Origin of the sequence: Janthinobacterium sp. NKUCC06_STL, assembly GCF_019345455.1 — a bacterium.
Taxonomy (GTDB): Bacteria; Pseudomonadota; Gammaproteobacteria; order Burkholderiales; family Burkholderiaceae_D; genus Janthinobacterium; species Janthinobacterium rivuli.
On the sequence record NZ_JAHKQY010000004.1, the window covers coordinates 15226 to 37333 of the forward strand.

Here is a 22108-nt window from a genome sequence, read left to right on the forward strand (position 1 = left end):
CCATGAATAATTCCACACAATTTGCCCAGGGCCGCGCGCTGGACGTCATCTGCCTGGGTCGCCTGGCGGTGGACCTGTACGCGCAGCAGATCGGCAGCACGCTGGAAGACGCGACCAGTTTCGCCAAATACCTGGGCGGTTCCTCGGCGAACATCGCCTTCGGCACGGCGCGCCTGGGCCTCAAGTCCGCCATGCTGTCGAAAGTGGGCGACGACCACATGGGCCGTTTCCTCACCGATACCTTGTCGAAGGAGGGCTGCGACGTCAGCCACGTGGGCATCGACCGCGACCGCCTGACGGCATTAGTCATGCTGGGCATCAAGGATAAAAACACCTTTCCCCTGATTTTCTACCGTGAAAATTGCGCCGACATGGCCATCGACGCATCGTCGGTGGATGCGGCCTTCATTGCGTCGAGCAAAGCCTTGCTCATTACAGGAACGCATTTCTCCACGTCTGCCATGCACGCCGTCAGCACGCAAGCCTTGCAACTGGCCCGCGCGAACAATGTGCGCACCGTGCTCGACATCGATTACCGGCCCGTGCTGTGGGGCTTGTCGGGCAAGGCCGATGGCGAAACGCGTTTCGTCTCGAACGACGGCGTCACCAAACACTTGCAGGCGATCCTGCCGCAGTTCGACCTGATCGTCGGCACGGAAGAGGAATTCATGATCGCCGGCGGTGGCGCCGACATCATGGCGTCCTTGCGCGCCGTACGGGCCGCCACCCTGGCCACCCTGGTCGTCAAGCGCGGGCCGCTGGGCAGCGCCGTCATCGACAATGTGGTGCCGGCCAGTCTCGATGACGCCTATAACTACTGCGGCGTGCGCGTGGAAGTGCTGAACGTGCTCGGTGCGGGCGACGCTTTTCTGTCCGGCTTCCTGAAAGGCTGGCTGCGCGGCGAGGATTACGAGGCGTGCTGCCGCTATGCGAACGGCTGCGGCGCCCTGGTCGTGTCGCGGCATGGCTGCGCGCCGGCCATGCCGTCGCCCGTCGAGCTCGACTATTTCCTCGCCAATGCGGCGAAACTGACGCAGCCGGACCAGGACGCGACCTTGTCGCGCTTGCACCGCACCACGGTGGCGCGCAAGCAGTGGGACGAGTTGTGCGTGTTTGCCTTTGACCATCGCACGCAATTCTTTGAGCTGGCGCAACAGACTGGCGCGCCCGAGTCGCGTATTTCGGCCCTGAAGCAATTGATGGTGCAAGCCGTGGCGCAGACGGAAACGGCCTTGCAGCTGGCCGGCAAGACGGGCGTGCTGATCGATGGCCGCTATGGCGTCGATGCGCTCAACGATGCGACGGGGCGGGGCTGGTGGATCGGCCGTCCCGTGGAGTTGCCGGGATCGAATCCGCTGCAATTTGACTGGGGCCGTTCCATCGGTTCGCACCTGCTCAGCTGGCCGAAGGAACATGTGATCAAGTGCCTGGTGCAGTTGCACCCGGACGATGCCGTGGAAAACCGGCTGGAACAGGAAGCGCAGATCAAGGCCTTGTACGATGCGGCGCAAGTGAGCGGTCACGAACTGTTGCTGGAAGTCATACCGTCGGAAGCCTTGCCTCAGGGCGACGATACCGTCTTGCGCGCCGTCAAGCGCCTGTACAACCTCGGTATCTACCCGGAATGGTGGAAGCTGGAAAGCATGTCGGCCCAGCAATGGCAAGCCATCGATGCCCTCGTACACGAGCGCGATCCGTATTGCCGTGGCGTCGTGCTGCTGGGCTTGAACGCGCCGATTACCGCCCTGGCCGCCAGTTTTGAGCAAGCCAGTGCCAGCCGTACTTGCAAGGGTTTCATGGTCGGCCGCACCATCTTCCAGGAACCTAGCCGCCGCTGGCTGGCCGGCGAACTCGACGATGCGGGCCTGATCGCCGCAGTGCGCGCCAACTTCGAACAGCTCATTAGCTTGTGGCAACGCACGCGCAACCGCCTGGAGCGTGCAGCATGAGCGCCACCATCCGCTTGACCATGGCCCAGGCCCTCGTGCGCTACCTGGCTGCCTTGCGCACGGACGATGGACAGCCGCTGTTCGGCGGCGCCTTCGCCATCTTTGGCCATGGCAATGTCGCCGGCATCGGCGAGGCGCTGTACCAGTACCGCGACAGCTTCCCGACTTACCGCGCCCACAACGAACAGGCGATGGCGCACTCGGCCATTGCCTATGCGAAAGCCCATATGCGCCGGCGCATGATGGCGGTGACCAGCTCCATCGGTCCCGGCGCCACCAACTTGCTGACGGCGGCCGCGCTGGCCCACGTGAACCGCCTGCCGGTATTGCTGTTGCCGGGCGACGTGTTCGTCTCGCGCGCGCCGGACCCGGTGCTGCAGCAGCTGGAAGATGCCACGGATGGCAGCGTGTCCGTCAACGATGCGTTCAAACCTTTGTCGCGCTACTTTGACCGCATCGTGTATCCGGAACAGTTACTGACCGCCTTGCCGCGCGCCATTGCCGCCTTGACGGACCCGGCTGCCTGCGGTCCCGTGACTTTATCTTTGCCGCAAGACGTGCAAACGATGGCGTATGACTATCCGGCCGATTTCTTTGAGCCGCGCATCGTGCGTTTCCGTGCCGTGCCGCCCGTCGAGCAGGAACTGGAAGAGGCGGCAGCGTTGTTGAACAACGCGAAACAACCGCTGATCGTGGCTGGCGGCGGCGTGCTGTACGGCCAGGCCAGCGCCGCCTTGCAGGCGTTTGCCGAGCGCCATGGCATTCCCGTGGCGGAAACCCAGGCGGGCAAAAGCTCCTTGCCATGGGACCACCCTTTGCAGCTGGGCGCCATCGGCGTGACGGGCTCGCCTGCAGCGAACGCGCTGGCGGCGGAGGCGGACGTGGTGCTGGCCATCGGCACGCGCCTGCAGGATTTCACGACGGGGTCGAATTCCCTGTTTGCGCAAGCACAACTGGTGAGCCTGAACGTCAACCATTTTGACGCCCTGAAACGCCGTGGCCTCGGTGTGCAGGCGGATGCGACGCTGGGCTTGCAAGGCCTGTCGCGCCTGCTGGGCAGCTGGAACAGCGCGGGCCAGTGGATGGACCGGGCGCAGCAGGCGGGCCACGCGTGGCGCGTGGCGGTCGCAAGCATCACCGGCAAGCGTGACGTGGCCGGCTTGCCGTACGACGGCGAAGTCATCGGCGCCGTGCAACGGTCTTCACCAGATTCCACCTGCAACGACATCGTCGTCTGCGCGGCAGGGACTCTGCCGGCCGAACTGCACAAGCTGTGGCGCACCAGTACGCCGGGCGGCTACCACATGGAATACGGCTACTCGTGCATGGGCTATGAAATCGCTGGCGGCCTCGGCGTCAAGATGGCCAAGCCCGATGCAGAGGTCATCGTCATGGTCGGCGATGGCAGTTACTTGATGATGAATTCGGAAATCGCCACTTCCGTCATGCTCGATAAAAAACTCATCATCGTCGTGCTCGACAACCGGGGCTATGGCTGCATCAACCGCCTGCAGCAGGCGTGCGGCAATCCTTCGTTCAACAATATGTTGCCCGATAGCGCACCCCGTATCGACTTCGCCCTGCATGCCCAATCGCTGGGGGCGCTGTCCGAACACGTGGCCAATATCGTCGACCTGGAACAGGCGATGCTGCGCGCCCGGGAAGCCAGCCGCACGTATTTGATCTGCATCAATACGGATGACACGCGCACGACCGAAGAGGGCGGTTGCTGGTGGGAAGTGGCCGTGCCCGAGGTTTCCACGCAAGCCGGCGTGCAAGCTGCGCGCGCCCGTTATGAACTTGACCGCCAAGGACAAATACAATGAACGCACCGACATGGAATGTGAAGATCGGCATCAACCCGATCTCGTGGATGAACGACGACTTGCCCAGCCTGGGCGGTGAAACGCCGCTGGAAACAGCGTTGAAGGAAGGCGCCGAGATCGGCTATGTGGGCTTTGAACTGGGCAACAAGTTTCCGAAAGATGCCCCGGCCCTGAACGCCGTGCTAGGGAAATACAATCTTGCCTGTGTTTCCGGCTGGTATTCGGGTCGGTTGGCGCACCGCTCAGTGGAAGAGGAAATCGCCGCCGTGGCATCGCACTTGCGCCTGCTGGCCGACAGCGGCGCCACGGTGATGGTCTATGGCGAAGTGGCCGACGCCATCCAGGGCGAAGCGCGTCCTTTATATAAGCGCCCCCGTTTCCAGTCGCAGCAGCAATGGCAGGAATACGCCAACAAATTGACGGCCTTTGCCGCCCATCTGCTGGCGCACGGCGTACGCCTCGCGTATCACCACCACATGGGCGCTTACGTGGAAACGCCGGCCGACGTGGATCAATTGATGGCCTTGACGGGAGCCGAGGTCGGCTTGCTGTTCGACACGGGCCACATCACGTTTGCCGGCGGCGATGCGCTGGCGGTGCTCAACAAACACATCGAACGGATTTGCCACGTGCATTGCAAGGACGTGCGCCCCAACGTGGTGAAACTGGCGAGAAATGGCCATTGGAGTTTCCTGCAGGCCGTCATCAATGGCGCCTTCAGCGTGCCCGGCGACGGCAGCATCGACTTCCCGGCCATCCTCACGCGCCTATACTTGCACGGCTATGAGGGCTGGCTGGTGGTGGAAGCGGAGCAAGACCCGGCCGTCGCCCCCAGCTACGAATACGCGAAGCTGGGCCACGATTACCTGGCGCGCCTGGTCGATGCGATTCCCCGCTTGAAACGGGAGGCTGCATGAGTCCGCTGCTGGTCAAAGCGGACAAGGCCGGCGGCAAGATCGTCGAGGTGACGCCCGAGTCGGCCGGCTGGACGCATGTCGGTTTCGTCGCGCACCGGCTGGCCACCGGCGAGTCCCTGAACCTGGAGACGGGCAAGCGCGAACTGTGCATCGTCGTGCTGACGGGCACGGTCACCGTGCAGGCGGGCGGGCAGCACTGGGAAGCCATCGGCGGACGCAGCAGCGTGTTCGAAGAACGCTCGCCGTATGCCGTGTATGTGCCGCTGGAAACACAGGTCAGCATCACGGCGGTGAGTGCTGCGGAAGTGGCGTTGTGCAGCGCGCCGGCCACGACCCAGCGTCCGGCGCGCCTGATCGAGCCATCGACCATGACGCGCTCCGTGCGCGGCAAGGGTGCGAATACCCGCTATGTGTGCGACATCCTGCCACAGACGGAAGAAGCGGACGGCTTGCTGGTGGTCGAGGTGGTCACGCCGTCCGGTCATTCGTCGAGCTATCCACCGCACAAGCACGACAGCGACAATGTGCCGCTGGAAAGCTCGCTGGAAGAAACGTATTACCACCGCCTCAATCCCGAGCAGGGCTTTGCCTACCAACGGGTCTACACGGATGACCGGTCCATCGATGAAGCCATGGCCGTGGAAAACCACGACGTGGTGATGGTGCCCAGGGGTTACCACCCCGTGACCGTGCCGTATGGCTACGATGGCTATTACCTGAACGTGATGGCGGGCCCCAAGCGGGTCTGGCATTTCAAGAACGACCCGGCCCATGAGTGGCTGATGCATACCAAATAAAGGAATCCCAATGACAACGCAACAGATCGGCCACTTTATTGGTGGCAACCCCATGGCTTCGCGCTCCGAGCGCACGAGCGACGTCTTCAATCCCGCCACGGGTGCCGTCACGGCGAAGGTGTCGCTGGCCACGCCGTCCGAACTGAACGCGGCCGTGGCCGCCGCCCACGCAGCGTTTCCCGCCTGGTCGCAAACCTCGCCCCTGCGCCGCGCCAGGGTCATGTTCAAGTTCAAGGAATTGCTGGAAGAGCATGCGGATCAACTGGCCGCCCTGATCACGGCGGAGCACGGCAAAGTCTTCACGGATGCGAAAGGCGAAGTGACGCGCGGCATCGAAGTGGTGGAATTTGCCTGCGGCATCCCGCAAATGATGAAGGGGGAGTATTCGGAGCAAGTGGCCGGCGGCATCGATGCCTGGTCGATCCGCCAGGCGCTCGGTGTCTGCGTCGGCATCACGCCCTTCAACTTCCCCGTGATGGTGCCGATGTGGATGTTCCCGATGGCGATTGCCTGCGGCAATACGTTCGTCTTGAAACCGTCGGAGCGCGATCCGTCGGCCAGCTTGCTGCTGGCGCAACTGCTGACGGACGCGGGCTTGCCCGACGGCGTCTTCAACGTGGTGCAGGGAGATAAAGAGGCCGTGGACGGCTTGCTGCACCACCCGGACGTGCGCGCCGTCAGTTTTGTCGGTTCCACGCCGATTGCCGAGTATATTTATGCGACGGGCTGCGCGCAGGGCAAGCGCGTGCAAGCCTTGGGCGGCGCGAAGAACCATATGGTTGTCATGCCGGACGCCGATATTCCCCAGACGGTCGACGCCCTGATGGGCGCCGCGTTTGGTTCGGCCGGCGAGCGCTGCATGGCCATATCCGTCGTCGTGGCGGTGGGCAATGTGGCGGACCAGCTGGTCGAAGCGCTCGTGCCGCGCATCGCCGCCCTGAAAATCACGCAAGGGATGGATATGTCGGCCGAGATGGGACCCGTGGTGACGCAAGTGCACAAGGAGAAGATTGCCGGCTATATCGCCAAGGGGGTGGAAGAGGGTGCCAAGCTGGTGGCCGACGGGCGCGGTTTCGTGCTGCCCGGCCATGAACAAGGCTTCTTCCTTGGCGGCAGCCTGTTCGACCATGTGACGCCGGAAATGACGATTTATAAAGAGGAAATCTTCGGCCCCGTGCTGTGCATCGTGCGTGTACCCGATTTCGCCACGGCGCTGGACCTGGTCAATGCGCATGAATATGGCAACGGCACGGCCATCTACACGCGCGACGGCAATACGGCGCGCGAATACACGCACCGGGTGCAGGTCGGCATGGTGGGAGTCAACGTGCCGATCCCCGTGCCGATGGCCTTCCACAGTTTCGGCGGCTGGAAGCGCAGCCTGTTTGGCGACCACCATGCGCATGGCCCGGAATCCGTGCGTTTCTATACGAAACAAAAGGCCGTGACGCAGCGCTGGCCCGCCTCGACGGCGGCTGGCGCCGAGTTTGCCATGCCGACCCTGAAGTAAAGCCCATGTAAATCCGGCTGGTTCGCTTCTTGCTTACTGCAATGGTTGTGTTTAGCCATTGCAGATCGCTCCCATGACGTCCAGCCGTACCCAGCCTTTGCGCATCGTTGTCGTCAACACCATCGTCGAGCACGGCGTGCACGAGAACGCGGCCCTGGCTGCCCAGGTGCAGCGCGGCAATGCCTTGCGCATCGGTTTGCTGGAATCGGGTTTCGACATCGTCGCCTCGCTGCCAGCCGACCTCTACCTTCCCGAGCGCATCGCGCAACTGCAGCCTGACCTTATCATCATCGACGCCGATTCGGACGCGCGCGACGTGCTCGAGCACATCGTCATCGCCACGCGCGACGAGCGCCGTCCCATCGTCCTGTTTACCGAAGACGGCGCCACGGCCAGCATCGACGCGGCCATGGCGGCCGGCGTATCCGCCTATATCGTGGCCGGCTTGCAGGCCGAGCGCATCCAGCCCGTGCTGAACGTGGCGCTGGCGCGCTTTCGCCAGGAAGAAAAATTGCGCGCCGAATTGCTCGACACGCGGCACAAGCTGCAGGAACGCAAGGTGATTGAACGGGCCAAGGGCCTGTTGATGACGCATCACGGCTTGACGGAAGAGCAGGCTTACCAGCGCTTGCGCAGCATGGCCATGAACAAGAAACTCAAGCTGGCGGACATCGCCCAGCGCATCCTCGACGTGGAAGATTTGCTGGGATGAGCGGGTATGCCAATTTTATGACGTGGTTTTATGACATATCGTGGTGCAGTGCACTGTATTGGTGCAGTGCACTGTATTGGTGCAATGCTGCCAGCAAGGTCAGGTAAAGGAATCCAGTATGACAGAGCAAGCGGGTAGCCCGGTGGCAAGCAGCGCCCACGTGATGCGATCGCTGCATCCGGAAAAACAGACGATACGCATCGGCTATCTGCCGCTGACCGATTGCGCCTCGCTGGTGATGGCGGCTAAGCTGGGCCTCGATGAAAAATACGGCATCAAGATCGAACTGAGCCGGGAGATGTCGTGGGCCGGCGTGCGCGACAAATTGAACAGCGGCGAGCTCGACGCTGCCCACGTGTTGTATGGTCTCGTGTATGGCGTGCAGATGGGCATCGGCGGGCAACAGCACGACATGGCCGTGCTGATGAACCTCAATCACAGCGGCCAGGCCGTTACCCTGTCGGCGGCGCTGGCGCGCGAGGGCGCCCACGATGGACCATCGCTGGCGCGGCATATGCGCGGCGCATCGCGGCCATTTGCGTTTGCGCATACTTTCCCGACCGGTAACCACGCGATGCTGCTGCAGTACTGGCTGGCCGCGCACGGTATCGATCCGCTGCGCGACGCGCGCGTGATGACGGTGCCGCCGTCGCAAATGGTGGCCGCCTTGCGCGCGGGCCAGATGGATGGCTTTTGCGCTGGCGAACCGTGGGGCTACAAGGCCATCGTCGATGGCGTCGGTGTGACGGCCGCGACCAGTGGCGCCATCTGGCCCGACCATCCTGGCAAGGTGCTGGGTACCAGCGCCGCGTTTGCGCAGCAGCATCCGAACAGCTGCCGCGCCCTGATCGCCGCCGTGCTCGAGGCGGGGCGCTGGATCGACGCCAGCGACACCAACCGCTTGGCCATGGCGGCCACCCTGGCCGAGCCCGCTTATCTGCATACGCCGCAGGAAACCCTGGCGCCGCGCATCCTCGGCCATTACCAGGATGGCCTGGGCAAGACTTGGGACGAGGCGCACGGTTTGCGGTTTTACGGCGATGGCGCCGTGAATTTCCCGTATTTGTCCGACGGCATGTGGTTCATGACCCAGCACCGGCGCTGGGGCTTGCTGCGCGACGAACCTGATTATCTGGCCGTGGCGCGCCAGGTCAACCGCATCGACCTGTACCGCCAGGCGGCGGAAATGACGGCCACGCCCGTACCAAAGGCCCCCATGCGCAGCTCGACCCTGTGCGACGGCGTCGTGTGGGACGGCAGCGCGCCGGAAGCGTACGCGGCATCGTTTGCCATCGGCCATTTTTTCTGATTGGAGAGTGCATCATGACGCAATGTGGTAGCGTGACACTGGTCGGCGCCGGGCCCGGCGACCCGGACCTGCTGACGATCAAGGCGGTGAAGGCCATCGCGCGGGCCGACGTCGTGCTGATCGACGACCTCGTCAACCCGGCCATCCTCGCCCATGCGGCACCAGGCGTGCGCGTGGTCGAGGTGGGCAAGCGGGGCGGCTGCGCGTCCACGCCGCAAGCGTTCATCGAGCGCCTGATGCTGGCCGAAGCGCGCGCCGGCCTGCACGTGGTGCGCCTGAAAGGGGGCGACCCGTATTTGTTCGGGCGCGGCGGCGAAGAGCGCGCCTACCTGCGCGGCCATGGCGTGGCCGTCGACGTGATCCCCGGCATCAGCAGCGGCCTGGCCGCGCCAACGGCCATCGGCGTGCCGCTGACGCACCGCGGCTGGAGCCAGGGCGCCATCTTCGTCACGGGTCACGGCAAGGATGCCGTGTCCGAGCCGAACTGGGCGGCCCTGGCGCAAAGCGGCCTGACCCTCGTCATCTACATGGGCGTGGCCCGAGTGGCGGCCATCCAGGCCGGCTTGCTGGCCGGCGGCATGGCGCCCGGCACGCCCGTGGCCGTGGTGCAATCGGCCAGCCTGCCGGCCCAGCGCCAGTTGCTCAGCACTTTGCTCGCCTTGCCCGGCGACTTGCAGGCCAGCGGCCTGGGCAGCCCCAGCATCATCGTCGTGGGCGAGGTGGTGCGCTGCGCCGATGCCTGGGATGACCATGGTGCCGGCGCCTTGCTGGCCGGGGCGCTGCGGGAAGCTTAAGCACCCGGTGTTTTCCAGTGCAACCTCGTGCGCGCTTTTTTTCTTGCGCAAGCGCGTCGGGCAGGAGCTTTGATAGTATCCTCGTACTTGCTGGGCGGCCGGAGCGCAGCACATTCGAGGAAACCGGAATAAGCGATCGACAATGCACACTTTGAGCAAGGGCGGGGCGGGATCAGGCATCAGGATCTGGGCGGGTGGCCTGTTGCTGGCCCTGGCGGTGGGCGGCGCCCTGTACGCGGGCGCGGCGCGCACGGTCAATGACGACGCCGAACAGCGTTTCGACAATCTCACGCATAGTGCCCAGCATAGCCTGATCACGCGCGTCAAAAGCTATTCCGACCTGCTGCGCGGCCTCGAAGCCCTGTTTCGCACCAGCGAGCACCTGACGCGGCGACAGTTCCACGATTACGTGGCCGGCCTCGATATCGCGCGCCAGTTCCCCGCCATCGAATCGGTCAACTATGCGGTGGCCGTCCCGTCTGCGCAGCGCGCCGCCTTCATCGAGGCCGTGCGCAAAGACACCAGTCTGTCGCCGCGCGGCTACCCCGCCTTCACCATCCGGCCTGCGGGGGAGCGGCCGGAACACACGGTGCTCACCTACCTGGAACCCGATTCCCTGCTGGCCGAACGCATGGGCGTCGATATCGGCGCCAACCCGCTGGTGGCGCAATCGCTGGCGCAGGCGCGCGACAGTGGCGAGGTCAGCGCGTCGGGCCAGGTGATCATGATCAAGGGGCCGCCCGCGCACGTGGGCCTGGGCATGCGCCTGCCCGTGTACCGCAACGGCATGCCGCAGGGCAGCGTGGCCGAGCGCCGCGCCGCCTACCAGGGTTCCGTCGGCATCGGCTTTGGCGTGGCGCAACTGGTGCACAGCGCGCTCGAACGCAGCGCTCTGGAACCGCTGCACCTGACCCTGTACAGCGCGGGCGAACCTCTGCCGGCCCAAGGCGTCCTGCGCATCACGCCGCAGGACCGCCTGCTGTTCAATGATGACGGCGATCTGGCGGCGGCGCCGCCGCAACCGGGCAGCGATGCCGGCTATTTCGACCAGGTGCTGCCCGTGGCGTACCAGGGAGGCCTGTGGAAAGCCCATTTCCGCGTGCGCAAGGCGGAGCTGTACAGTCCCTTCGACCGCTATTTTCCATGGCTGGCGCTGGCCGTCGGCGTGGCCGGCACCCTGCTCATTTACGGCTATATCTTTACCCTGTACCGTTCGCGCCGCAACGCGGTGGCGCAGCGCACCCTGCTCGATACGGTGCTCGACAGCGTCGACGCCTACGTCTACATGAAGGATGCCGACCTGCGCTACCGCTATGTGAACGCGCGCACGGCGAAGATACTGGGCCGTCCGGCGGAGCAGCTGATCGGCCGCCAGGATGGCGAATTGATGCTCGGCGATGCGGCCGCATCCGCGCAGCGCACGGAGCGCCAGGTGTTCGACAGCGGCGCCAAGTTCGTCGGCGAGGAGCGCTTCGTCGATGCGCAGGGCCAGGTGCATCATTTGTGGAGCGTGAAGGTGCCGCTGGGCTTGCCCGGTCCCGTCACGGGCCTGATCGGCCTGTCCACCGACGTGACGGAACTGCACCGCCTGAAGGAGCAGGCCGACGCGGCCAGCCAGGCCAAGAGCGACTTCCTGTCGAACATGAGCCATGAAATCCGCACGCCGATGAACAGCATCATCGGCATGGCGCACCTGGCGCTGAAATCGGTGGCCGACGCGCGCCAGCGCGACTACCTGCAAAAAATCTTCCATTCGGGCCAGCATTTGCTGGGCCTGATCAACGACATCCTCGATTTTTCCAAGATCGAGGCGGGCAAGCTGGAACTGGAAGTGCTGGACTTCCGTCTCGATACCCTGCTGGCGAACATCGCCAGCCAGCTTGGCGACGCGGCCGCCGTCAAGGGCCTGGCGCTGCAGTTCGATATCGCGCCGGAGCTGTCGCAGCGCTGGCGTGGCGACCCGCTGCGCCTGGAACAGGTCTTGCTGAACCTGACCAGCAACGCCATCAAGTTTTCCGACAATGGCAGCATCTTCGTGCGCGTGCGCCAGTCCGAGGAGCGGGGCAGCCACAGCATGCTGCGCTTCGAGGTGCAGGACCGCGGCATCGGCATGAACCAGGAAGAGGTGGCGCAGCTGTTCCGCTCCTTCCACCAGGCCGACCCGTCGACCACGCGCAAATATGGCGGCAGCGGCCTGGGACTGGTGATCAGCAAGCAGCTGGTCGAGCTCATGGGCGGCAAGGTGGGCGTGTACAGCCAGCCGGGCCTGGGCAGCACCTTCTGGTTCACCGCGCGCCTGGAGAAAAGCGCGCAGGCGGCCGACGAGCGCATCGCCGAAGTCGAGCCGGAAGTACTGGGGGTGATACGCGGCGCGTCCATCCTGCTGGTGGAGGATAACGTTTTCAGCCAGCAGGTGGGCTGCGAATTGCTGGAAGACGCCGGCGCCACCGTCTGCGTCGCCTGCAATGGCCGCGAAGCGCTGGAATTGCTGGCGCACCAGCGCTACGACTGCGTGCTGATGGACGTGCAGATGCCGGAGATGGATGGCTTCGAGGCGACGCGCCGCATCCGCGCCGACCCGCAGCTTGCCGGCCTGCTGGTGATCGCCATGACGGCCAACGCGGGCAGCGAAGACCGCGCCCGCTGCCTGGCGGCGGGCATGGATGAATTCGTGACCAAGCCGATCGCCCCGAATCTGCTGTTTCGCCTGCTGGCGAAATGGTTCCGGCTGCGCGGCGGCATCGGCAACATCGGCCGCATGCGCGCAAGCGACAGGCTGGCGGCGCCGACAGCGCCGCCAGCGGGCGCCGCGCCGGAATCGCGCGATACGGCCATCCTCGACCTGGGCACCCTGGCGCTCACGTTCAGCAATGACGCCGCGAAGATGCGCAAGTACACGCAGCTGTTTCTCGACACGGCGCGCGACGGCATCGCCGAAATGGAGCAGGCCATGGCGCTGGAAGACCTGGGGCGACTGGCCGACCTGGGCCACCGCAGCAAATCGTCGGCGCTGGCCGTGGGCGCGCATGCCTTTGCCGGCCTGTGCACGTCGATCGAAGGCTTGCGCGTGGGCGGCGACCTGCAGCAGGCGCGCACCCTGCTGACGGCCCTGAGGCCGGCGCTGGCGCAGGTGGCGGAACAAATTTCCCTGGAATTTGCCGCCAGCGACACTCCCTGACGCAGGCAGCGGCGATAATATGCGTTTGACGCCTGCGGCCACCCGGCCGCAGGCGCGGCAACCCATCGGATCAGCATGCATACTCCCGTCACGCCCGGCCTCCTCATCCTGCATGGCAACCAGCTGGAACAGCTGCGCGCCGCCGTCTTCCAGTGGCTGCGCCAGCATCCGCTGGCACCCCTGGAAACGGATATTTTCCTGGTGCAGTCGAACGGCGTGGCCGAATGGCTGAAGATCGCCCTGGCCGAGGAGATGGGTGTGTGCGCCGCCACGCGCATCGCGCTGCCGGCGCGCCTGCTGTGGGAAAGCTACCGCGGCATGCTGGGGCGCGAGCGCGTTCCGCGCGTGTCGCCGTTCGACAAATCCCCGCTGACGTGGCGCTTGATGCGTCTGTTGCCGTCGCTGCTGGCCGACCCGGTGTTTGAGCCGCTGCGCTACTTCCTTGCCGATGGCGATAGCGAACGCCGGCTGCAGCTGGCCGAGCGCCTGGCCGACTTGTTCGACCAGTACCAGGTCTACCGCGCCGACTGGCTGGCCGACTGGGCGGCGGGGCGCGACCAGTTGCGCACGGCGCGCGGCGAAGCGGTCGTCTTGAAGGAAGACCAGCGCTGGCAGGCGCAGTTGTGGCGCGCCGTGGCGGCCGACGTCGAGGCCTTCGAGCGCGACACGGGCCGCGCCGACATCCACGACGCCTTTCTGGCGGCGATTGCCGCCGGTGATGCGCCTGCCGGCAAGCTGCCGCGCCGGGTGGTGCTGTTCGGCGTGTCGGCCTTGCCATATCAAACCTTGCAGGCGCTGGCCGCGCTGGCGCGCCACACGCAGGTGGTGCTGGCCGTGCCGAATCCGTGCCAGTTCTACTGGGGCGACATCATCGACGGGCGCGACTTGCTGCGCGCGCAAAACAAACGCCAGCGGCAGCGCAACGGCACCGACCTGGCCGGGATTCCGCTGGAAGAACTGCATGCGCACAGCCACCCGCTGCTGGCCAGCTGGGGCAGGCAAGGACGCGATTTCATCCGCATGCTCGACGAATTCGACGAACACGCGCAAGCCGAAGGGCGCGACGACAGCCTGCGCATCGACCTGTTTGGCGAGGAGGTGGGCGAGACCTTGCTGCAGCAGGTGCAGGTGGCCATCCGCGAACTGCGCCCGCTGGCCGAACACGAGCAGACACCGCCCGAGGCAGGCGACCGCTCGATCGAATTTCACGTGGCGCACAGCGTGCAGCGCGAAGTGGAAGTGCTGCACGACCAGCTGCTGGCCATGTTCGCACACAGCGCCGAGACGGGCTTGCGCCCGCGCGACGTAGTGGTAATGGTGCCCGACATCGACACGTTCACGGCCGCCATCCACGCCGTCTTCGGCCAGTACCGGCGCAACGACGAGCGTTTCATCCCGTTCGAGATCGGCGACGTGAAGGACCGCAGCGTCAATCCGCTGCTCGTCGCGCTCGAGTGGCTGCTGCAGCTGCCGCAGCAGCGCTGCCGCCAGAGCGAAGTGCGCGACCTGCTCGACGTGCCGGCCCTGGCCACCCGCTTTGGCCTGCAGCCGGACGACCTGGCCACCCTGGGCGCCTGGATCGAAGGGGCGGGCGTGCGCTGGGGCCTGGACCAGCAACACCGCGCCGGCCTGGGATTGGGGGCTGCCGGCGAGCAGAATGCGTGGATCTTCGGCGTGCGGCGCATGCTGCTTGGCTACGCCAGCGGCAGTGGCGCCAGCTTTGGCGGCATCGAGCCGTATGCGGAGGTGGGCGGCCTCGATGCGGCGCTGGCGGGCTCTTTGGCGCAGCTGGTCGAGGCGCTGCTGCACTGGCGCGGCGTGCTGGCCAGCGCGCGCACGCCGGCCGAGTGGGGCGTGCAGGCGCGCGCACTGCTGGCCGCCTTCTTTGATGCCGACGACGAAGGCGACCGCCTGACCCTGGCGCAGCTGGAAGGCGCTTTGCAGGGCTGGCTGGAAACCTGCGAACACGCGGGATTTGTCGAGCAGGTGCCGCTGTCCGTGCTGCGCGTGGCGTGGCTGGGTGCGCTGGACGAGCCGACCCTGAACCATCAATTCGTCTCCGGCGGTGTGACCTTCTGCACCCTGATGCCGATGCGCGCCGTGCCATTCCGCGTCGTGTGCCTGCTGGGCATGAACGATGGCGACTTCCCGCGCCGCGCGCAAAAGGCCGATTTCGACTTGCTGGCATTGCCCGGCATGGCGCGCCCGGGCGACCGCTCGCGCCGCGACGATGACCGCTACCTGATGCTCGAAGCCTTGCTGGCCGCGCGCGACAAGCTGTACGTGAGCTGGGTGGGGCGCAATGTGCGCGACAATTCCGAGCAGCCGCCTTCCGTCCTCGTGTCGCAGTTGCGCGATTACCTGGCCGCCGGCTGGTCGCTGGACCGCCACCTGGTCTCGCTGACGACCGAGCATGCGCTGCAGCCGTTCAGCCGCCGCTATTTCGAGGCCGACGGTTTGCTGACCTATGCGCGCGAGTGGCGCGTGGTGCATACCGATGCCGATGCGCAGGCCGCCGTGCTGCCGCTGGGTCCTTACGAGCTCGATCCCGGTACGCGTTTGAAACTGGGCGAACTGGCCAGCTTTTTGCGCCAGCCCGTCAAATACTTTTTCCGCCGCCGCCTGAGCGTGTATTTTGCCGACGCGGCCATGCTGGGCGAGGATGAAGAGCCGTTCGGCCTGAATGCGCTCGAACGCTATCTGCTGGAAGACACCATGCTCGACGACGGCGGCGCCGTGGAAGCCTTGGACGACGTGCGCGCCAGCCTGGAAGTACGCGCGAAAAAGCTGGCGCGCGAAGGCGTGCTGCCCATCGGCCTGATCGGCCGGCAGGTGCAGGCGCAGCTGGTCGAGGCGCTGGTGCCCGTGCGCAGCGCGTGGCTGTCCTTGCGCGCCTCGTTCCCGCTGGCGGCCGACAAGCGCGCCATCAATTTGCCCTTCGGTGAGCTGCAGATCGACGACTGGCTCGATAAATTGTGCAGCAACGGGCAGGAGACGGCCTGGCTGATGCAGATTTCCTCGAAGGTGACGGACAAGAGCGGCCTGGCGCGCGGCGACAAGCTGATGCTGATGTGGCTGCGCCAGCTGGCCGCCGCCGCCCTCGGCTTTCCCGTCACCGGCTATCTGGTGGCGCGCGACGCCATCGTCAGTATGGCGCCGCTCGACCCGGCCAGCTCACGCGAGGCGCTGGCCACCTTGCTGGCGCTGTGGCGCGAAGGCATGAACCATCCGCTGCCGACGGCCTGCAAGACGGGCCTGGCGCTGGTGCAGCAAGGCGACCCGCGCGCCGTCTACGATGGCGGTTTTGAACTGTCTGGCGAGCGCGAAGAACTGTGCCTGGCGCGCCTGTGGCCCGAGTTTTCCGCGCTGGCCGCGGAGGAAGCATGGGAAGACTGCACGTGCGAGCTGTATGGCCCGCTGGCCGACTGGCTGCAGCAGCACATCACGATAGACCCGATCAGCGCGCCCGATGATGGCGCGGGAGAAGAACAATGACGAGCCATCTGCTCAACCCCCTGGCGTTCCCGCTGCACGGCTCGCGCCTGATCGAGGCGTCCGCCGGCACCGGCAAGACCTGGACCATCGCCGCGCTGTACGTGCGGCTAGTACTTGGTCACGGCGTGGGCCACGGCGGCGAAGGCACGGCTTTTACCCGTCCCCTGCTGCCGGCCGACATTTTGGTGATGACGTTTACCCGCGCCGCCACGCGCGAATTGTCGAACCGCGTGCGCGAGCGCCTGATCGAGGCGGCCGCATATTTCCGCCACGAGTCTGGCGGCAGCGACCCGTTTCTCGACGCCTTGCTCGAGTCCTATCCGGACGAGAGCGAACGGCAAAAGGCCGCGCACCGGCTGATGCTGGCTGCCGAGACGATGGATGAAGCGGCCATTTTCACCATCGACGCGTGGTGCCAGCGCATGCTGCGCGAGCATGCGTTCGACAGCGGCAGCCTGTTCGACGAAGAACTGGTCAGCGACGAGCAAGCGCTGTTCGAGGATGCCGCCCACGATTACTGGCGCCAGCAAGTCTATCCCTTGCCGCCGCAGGCGCTCGACGTGCTGCTGGCCTGCTGGCCCGACGTGAGGGCGCTGAAGAAGGGCGCGCGCGAGCTGGCGCGCCGCGCCGACATCATGGGCATGGCGGACGAAGAACCGTTATCCATGCTGATCGCGCGCGAACAGCGGGCGCTGGCCGCCCAGCTGGCCACCCTGAAGGCGGGCTGGGTCGAGCGCGTGGAGCAGATGGCCGTGTGGATCAACGACCACCGCGCCGCCAATCCCAAGTGTTTTAACGGCGTCAAGATGAAGCCGGAGAACCTGGCGAAGTGGTTCGACGGCCTGCGCAAGTGGGCGCAGGATCCGCTCTTGCTGCTGCCGGCCATCACGGCCAAGGCGTGGGAGAGATTGACGCCGTTCGGTATCGAGGATGCGTTTGCCAAGAGTTTCACGGCGCAGGTGCCCGAATGCTTCGAGCATACGGAGGCGCTGGGGATCGCCCTGGCGGGTATCACGCCGCTGGCGCACAAGCTGCACCTGCATGCGGCGGCGGCCATCGCGCGGCGCATGGATCAGTTGAAGCGCCAGTCGCGCCAGTTCGGCTTTGCCGACATGCTGCAGCGATTGCACGACGCGCTGGCTGGCGAGAACGGCACTGCACTGCGCCAGCGCATCATCGACCAGTATCCGCTGGCCATGGTCGATGAATTCCAGGATACGGCGCCGGCCCAGTACCGGATTTTCAACCTGCTGTACCGCATCGCCGACAACGATCCGGCCCTGGGCCTGTTCCTGATCGGCGACCCGAAACAGTCGATCTACGGCTTTCGCGGCGCCGACATTCAGAGCTACCTGGCGGCGCGCCGCGCGACAACCGGGCGCCACTACCAGCTGGGTACCAACTACCGCTCCACGGCGCCGCTGGTGGCGGCCGTCAACCAGCTGTTCCTGCACGCCGAGCGCGACGAGGTGCCGCTTGGCGCCTTCCGCTACCGTCAAGGGGGCGAGAATCCGCTGCCGTTCGAGGCCGTCGACGCCAAGGGCCGCGCCGAGCACCTGGTGAACGCCAGCGGCCCGCTGCCGGCGCTGCTGGCCGCCTGCGCCAGCGATGAAGGGCTGCGCGGCGACAGCTACCGCGAGTATTTCGCGCAGCACTGCGCCGAACACATCGTCGCCATGCTGGGCGATGCACAAGCTGGTTTCGATGGCCCCGATGGTTTTGTGCGCTTGCAGCCGGCCGATGTCGCCATCCTCGTGCGCGACCGCAAGGAGGCGGCGGCCATCCGCCGCGCGCTGGCGCGCCGCCGGGTCGCCAGCGTCTACCTGTCCGACAAGGATTCCGTCGTCGATAGCGAGGAAGCGCAAGACGTGCTGCGCTGGCTGGCGGCGCTGGCCAACCCGCTCGACGGGGGGCTGGCGCGCGCCGCCTTTGCCACGCGCACCATCGGCCTGTCGCTGGGCGAACTGGCGCGCCTGTCGAGCGATGAGCTGGAATGGGAGCGCCGGGTCGAGCAACTGAAGGCCTTGCATGTGATCTGGCAGCGCCAGGGCGTGCTGGCCATGCTGCGCCGCTTCATCCACGAACTGCAGTTGCCCGCCATGCTGCTGCAGCAGACGGGCGGCGAGCGGCGCTTGACGAATCTGCTGCATCTGGCCGAATTGCTGCAATCGGCCAGCCGCCAGCTCGATGGCGAGCAGGCGCTGATACGCTGGCTGGCCGAGCAGATCGCCGGCGAAGGCGAGGGCGGCGACGAGCGCGTGCTGCGCCTGGAAAGCGATGCGGAGCTGGTGAAAGTCATCACGGTGCACAAGTCGAAAGGACTCGAATACCCGCTCGTGTATCTGCCGTTCGCCGTCACGGCGCGCAAGGTGGACAAGCGCAACCGCAGCTTCTTCGAGTATGCGGGCGAGGATGGCGAACGCCGCCTCGACTTGTCGCTGTCCGACGAGGCCATGGCGGAGGTCGAAGAGGCGCGCATCGAGGAAGATTTGCGCCTGCTGTACGTGGCGCTGACGCGCGCGCGCCACTTCCTGTGGCTGGGCGTGGCCGCCCAGGCGGCGCGCAAGGCGGGCGAGAACACCTTGCACGAATCGGCGCTCGGCTACCTGCTGACGGGCGGCGACAAGCTGCCGTTCGACCAGCTGCTGCTGCGCTGGCAGCAGGTGGCGGGCAGTTGCGACGCCATCTACGTGGGTTCTTTGGCGCAGCCCGATGCCTGCACGGTGCTGGACCGCGTCGAGCGGCGGCCCGCGTTGCGGCCCGCGCCCGTGTTCGTGGGCGAGTTCGAGCGCGACTGGTCGGTGGGCAGCTTCACGTCGCTGACGCGCCAGATCGGCGCCGTGACGGCCGCGCACGTGCCGCAGCGGGCGCTGGAAGAAACCTTGCTGGAAGACGGCACGGCGGTGGCCGTGGCCTCGCCGCTGCACATGGGCGACGCGCCGTGGCACCGTTTTCCACGCGGTTCCGTGCCCGGCAATTTCCTGCACGAGCAGCTCGAATGGATGGGCGGCGAAGGTTTTGACTGCGTCAACGATGAAAACTTTGACACCCGCCTGGCCGCGCGCTGCGAGCGGGCCGGCTGGGGCCACCGCCAGGAAGACGCCATCGCCTGGCTCAGGGAAATCGCCATCACGCCGCTGCCGCTGCTCGATGCCTCGCTGTCGCAGTTGGACAGCACCCTGTCCGAGATGGAGTTCTGGTTCCCCAGCGAGCATTTGTCGACGGGGGCGCTCGATCAGCTGTGCACGCGCTTGCTGCTCGATGGCGCGCCGCGTCCCGTGCTGCCGCGGCGCCAGCTGCACGGCATGCTGAAAGGCTTTGCCGACCTGGTCATCGAACAAGATGGCCGCTACTGGGTGCTCGACTACAAGTCGAATGCGCTGGGCGCCAACGACGCCGCCTACCACACGCAGGCACTGGCGGCCGGCATGGCGCAGCACCGCTACGATATCCAGGGCGCCATCTACATGCTGGCCCTGCACCGGCTGCTGAAAAGCCGCATGGGCGACGCGTATGACCCGGCCGAGCACCTGGGCGGCGCCATCTTCCTGTTCCTGCGCGGCATAGCGAATGCGGACACGCATGGCTGCTACTGGCTGGCGCCGCAGCTGGAACTGCTGGACGGCCTCGATCAATTATTGTCAGAAGAAGTGGAAATAGCATGAACCATGACGTGGCCCTGGACGCCCTGTTTACCCATGTAGACGGCGTCGCCGAAGCGGGCCATCTGCGCCGCCTGAGCGCCGCCTTTGCCCGCTTCATCGCCAGTCTGGACGAGCAGGCGCCGCATGCGTCCGCCGTGGCAGTGGCCTGCGTGGTGCTGTCCGAGCTGGAAGGGCGGGGGCATAGCTGTCTGATGCTCGCTGACCTGTCTGGCGAACCGTCGCAGTTGCTGGGCTGGAGCGAGGAATTGTGGCATGGCGTGCTGGCCGTTTCCGGTCCGCTGCCGGACAGCGTCGCTGGCTGGCGCGCGCTGCTGGCCGGCGCGCCGCAGGTGTGGCAGGTGGGTGCGCTCGACGTGAAACAGCCGCTGGTGCTCGATGGCGACCGCCTGTATTTGCGCCGCTACTGGCGCGATGAGAGCCTGGTGGGCGAAAAAATCGCCGCGCGCGCACAGGATTTGACGAATCCGCCGCTGGCGCAGGTGCGGCAATGGCTCGACATCCTGTTCGACCTGCCCACGCAGGATGGTGGCCCGGACTGGCAAAAGGTGGCGTGCGCCATCGCCCTGCGCGGCAAGGTGGCCATCATCACAGGCGGGCCGGGGACGGGCAAGACGTACACGGTAGCCAGTTTGCTCACCTTGCTGTTTGCCGTCTCGCCGCAGCCGGAGCAGCTGCGCATCGCGCTGGCCGCGCCCACGGGCAAGGCGGCCGCGCGTTTAAAACAGTCGATCGACAAGGCCTTGAGCGGCTTGGCGAAAAAGGTCGGGGAAGCGCTGCCCTTGCTGGAACTGGCGCGGCGCATGGGCGCGGCCCGCACCCTGCATAGCTTGCTGGGCGCGCGGCCCGATACGCGCGCCTTTGCCCATCACGCGGGCAATCCGCTCGACGTCGACGTGCTGATCGTCGATGAAGCGTCGATGGTGCATCTGGAAATGATGGCGTCCGTGCTTGACGCCTTGCCGCCCACGGCGATCCTGATCCTGCTGGGCGACAAGGATCAACTGGCGTCCGTGGAAGCGGGCGCCGTGCTCGGTGACTTGTGTCATGACGCGCAGGCGGGCGGCTATACGGACGCCACCATCGCGTATGCGCAGGCGGCCAGCGGCGTGGCCATCCCGCCCGACTTTGCGGGAGCGGCCGGCGCGCTGGCGCAGCAGACGGTGATGCTGCGCCACAGCCACCGTTTCAGCGGCCCGATCGGCGAACTGGCGCTGGCCGTGAATGGCGGCAGGCCCGATCTGGCCAGGGCCTGCTTCGCCGGCGACAGCGGTGGCCAGCTGGCGTGGACGGTGCTGGCGCAGCAGGAAGACGTGCTGCGCCTGGCCTTGCGCGGACGGCTTGACGCGCCGGGCGGGTATCAGCCGTATCTGCAACTGGTGAATGCCGGCGAGGCCGCGTACGCGCAGCATGACGACTGGGTGCGCGCCGTGCTGCACGCGTTTGAAGCATTCCGCATCCTGTGCGCCGTGCGCGAGGGAGAATGGGGCGTGGCCGGCCTGAACACGGCCATCGAGCTGCGGCTGGAAAAGGAAGGCTTGATACGCCGCAGCGAATGGTATGTGGGGCGTCCCGTGATGGTCACGCGTAACGACTACGGCACGGGCGTGTTCAATGGCGACATCGGCCTGACCTTGCGCGACCCGGCGCGGCCGGGATCATTGCGCGTGTACTTCCTGGAAGGCGAGAACGTGCGCAGTGTGCTGGCCACGCGTTTGCGCCATGTGGAGACGGCATTCGCCATGACCGTGCACAAGTCGCAGGGCTCGGAATTTCGTCACACGGTGCTGGTGCTGCCGCAGGAAGGTGGCGCCATGCTGGCGCGCGAACTGGTCTACACGGGCATCACGCGCGCGCGCGACTTCTTTACCCTCGTCTCGCCCACGCAGGCCGTGCTGTTCGACGCGATTCTGCGCCGCACGCAGCGGGCCAGCGGGCTGCGCGGCTTGATCGGCTGAG

The 22108-nt window shown here is 66.0% G+C and carries 12 protein-coding genes; all 12 read left to right on the top strand.

Going from position 1 to position 22108, the window contains the following annotated elements; genetic code table 11:
* Nucleotides 1-2 precede the first annotated feature (2 nt).
* Entirely contained in the window at nt 3-1949 is a 1947-nt protein-coding gene (iolC, locus tag KO539_RS15740; protein ID WP_219310497.1) for a 5-dehydro-2-deoxygluconokinase, read from the top strand.
* On the top strand, nt 1946-3775 hold the full coding sequence (gene iolD, locus KO539_RS15745) for a 3D-(3,5/4)-trihydroxycyclohexane-1,2-dione acylhydrolase (decyclizing) (RefSeq protein WP_219310498.1): 1830 nt from the start codon (nt 1946-1948) through the stop codon (nt 3773-3775). Before iolC ends, iolD begins: the two co-directional genes overlap by 4 nt.
* Nucleotides 3772-4692, top strand: coding sequence for a myo-inosose-2 dehydratase (gene iolE, locus KO539_RS15750; RefSeq protein ID WP_219310499.1), 921 nt, complete (start codon nt 3772-3774; stop codon nt 4690-4692). The genes iolD and iolE overlap by 4 nt, the downstream gene beginning before the upstream one ends.
* Nucleotides 4689-5489: a 5-deoxy-glucuronate isomerase gene (gene iolB / locus KO539_RS15755; protein ID WP_219310500.1), complete on the top strand. Its 801-nt coding sequence runs from the start codon at nt 4689-4691 to the stop codon at nt 5487-5489. The genes iolE and iolB overlap by 4 nt, the downstream gene beginning before the upstream one ends.
* 10 nt (nt 5490-5499) lie before the next feature.
* Nucleotides 5500-6999 carry a CoA-acylating methylmalonate-semialdehyde dehydrogenase gene (locus tag KO539_RS15760; protein ID WP_219310501.1) on the top strand — a complete coding sequence of 500 codons (1500 nt, stop codon included), beginning with the start codon at nt 5500-5502 and terminating at the stop codon, nt 6997-6999.
* Nucleotides 7000-7072: 73 nt separating this feature from the next.
* Complete coding sequence (locus KO539_RS15765) at nt 7073-7711, top strand: ANTAR domain-containing response regulator (RefSeq protein ID WP_219310502.1); 639 nt, start codon at nt 7073-7075, stop codon at nt 7709-7711.
* A 118-nt stretch (nt 7712-7829) separates the two neighbouring features.
* Nucleotides 7830-9020: a CmpA/NrtA family ABC transporter substrate-binding protein gene (locus tag KO539_RS15770; RefSeq protein WP_219310503.1), complete on the top strand. Its 1191-nt coding sequence runs from the start codon at nt 7830-7832 to the stop codon at nt 9018-9020.
* Between the two features lie 14 nt (nt 9021-9034).
* On the top strand, nt 9035-9814 hold the full coding sequence (gene cobA, locus KO539_RS15775) for a uroporphyrinogen-III C-methyltransferase (protein WP_219310504.1): 780 nt from the start codon (nt 9035-9037) through the stop codon (nt 9812-9814).
* Nucleotides 9815-9956: 142 nt separating this feature from the next.
* Entirely contained in the window at nt 9957-12992 is a 3036-nt protein-coding gene (locus tag KO539_RS15780) for a CHASE domain-containing protein (protein ID WP_219310505.1), read from the top strand.
* A gap of 75 nt (nt 12993-13067) precedes the next feature.
* Nucleotides 13068-16487, top strand: a complete 3420-nt coding sequence (recC, locus tag KO539_RS15785) for an exodeoxyribonuclease V subunit gamma (RefSeq protein WP_219310506.1) — start codon at nt 13068-13070, stop codon at nt 16485-16487.
* On the top strand, nt 16484-20152 hold the full coding sequence (recB, locus tag KO539_RS15790) for an exodeoxyribonuclease V subunit beta (protein ID WP_219310507.1): 3669 nt from the start codon (nt 16484-16486) through the stop codon (nt 20150-20152). Before recC ends, recB begins: the two co-directional genes overlap by 4 nt.
* Nucleotides 20149-22107 carry an exodeoxyribonuclease V subunit alpha gene (recD, locus tag KO539_RS15795; protein WP_219310508.1) on the top strand — a complete coding sequence of 653 codons (1959 nt, stop codon included), beginning with the start codon at nt 20149-20151 and terminating at the stop codon, nt 22105-22107. The genes recB and recD overlap by 4 nt, the downstream gene beginning before the upstream one ends.
* The last annotated feature ends 1 nt before the right edge of the window (nt 22108 follow it).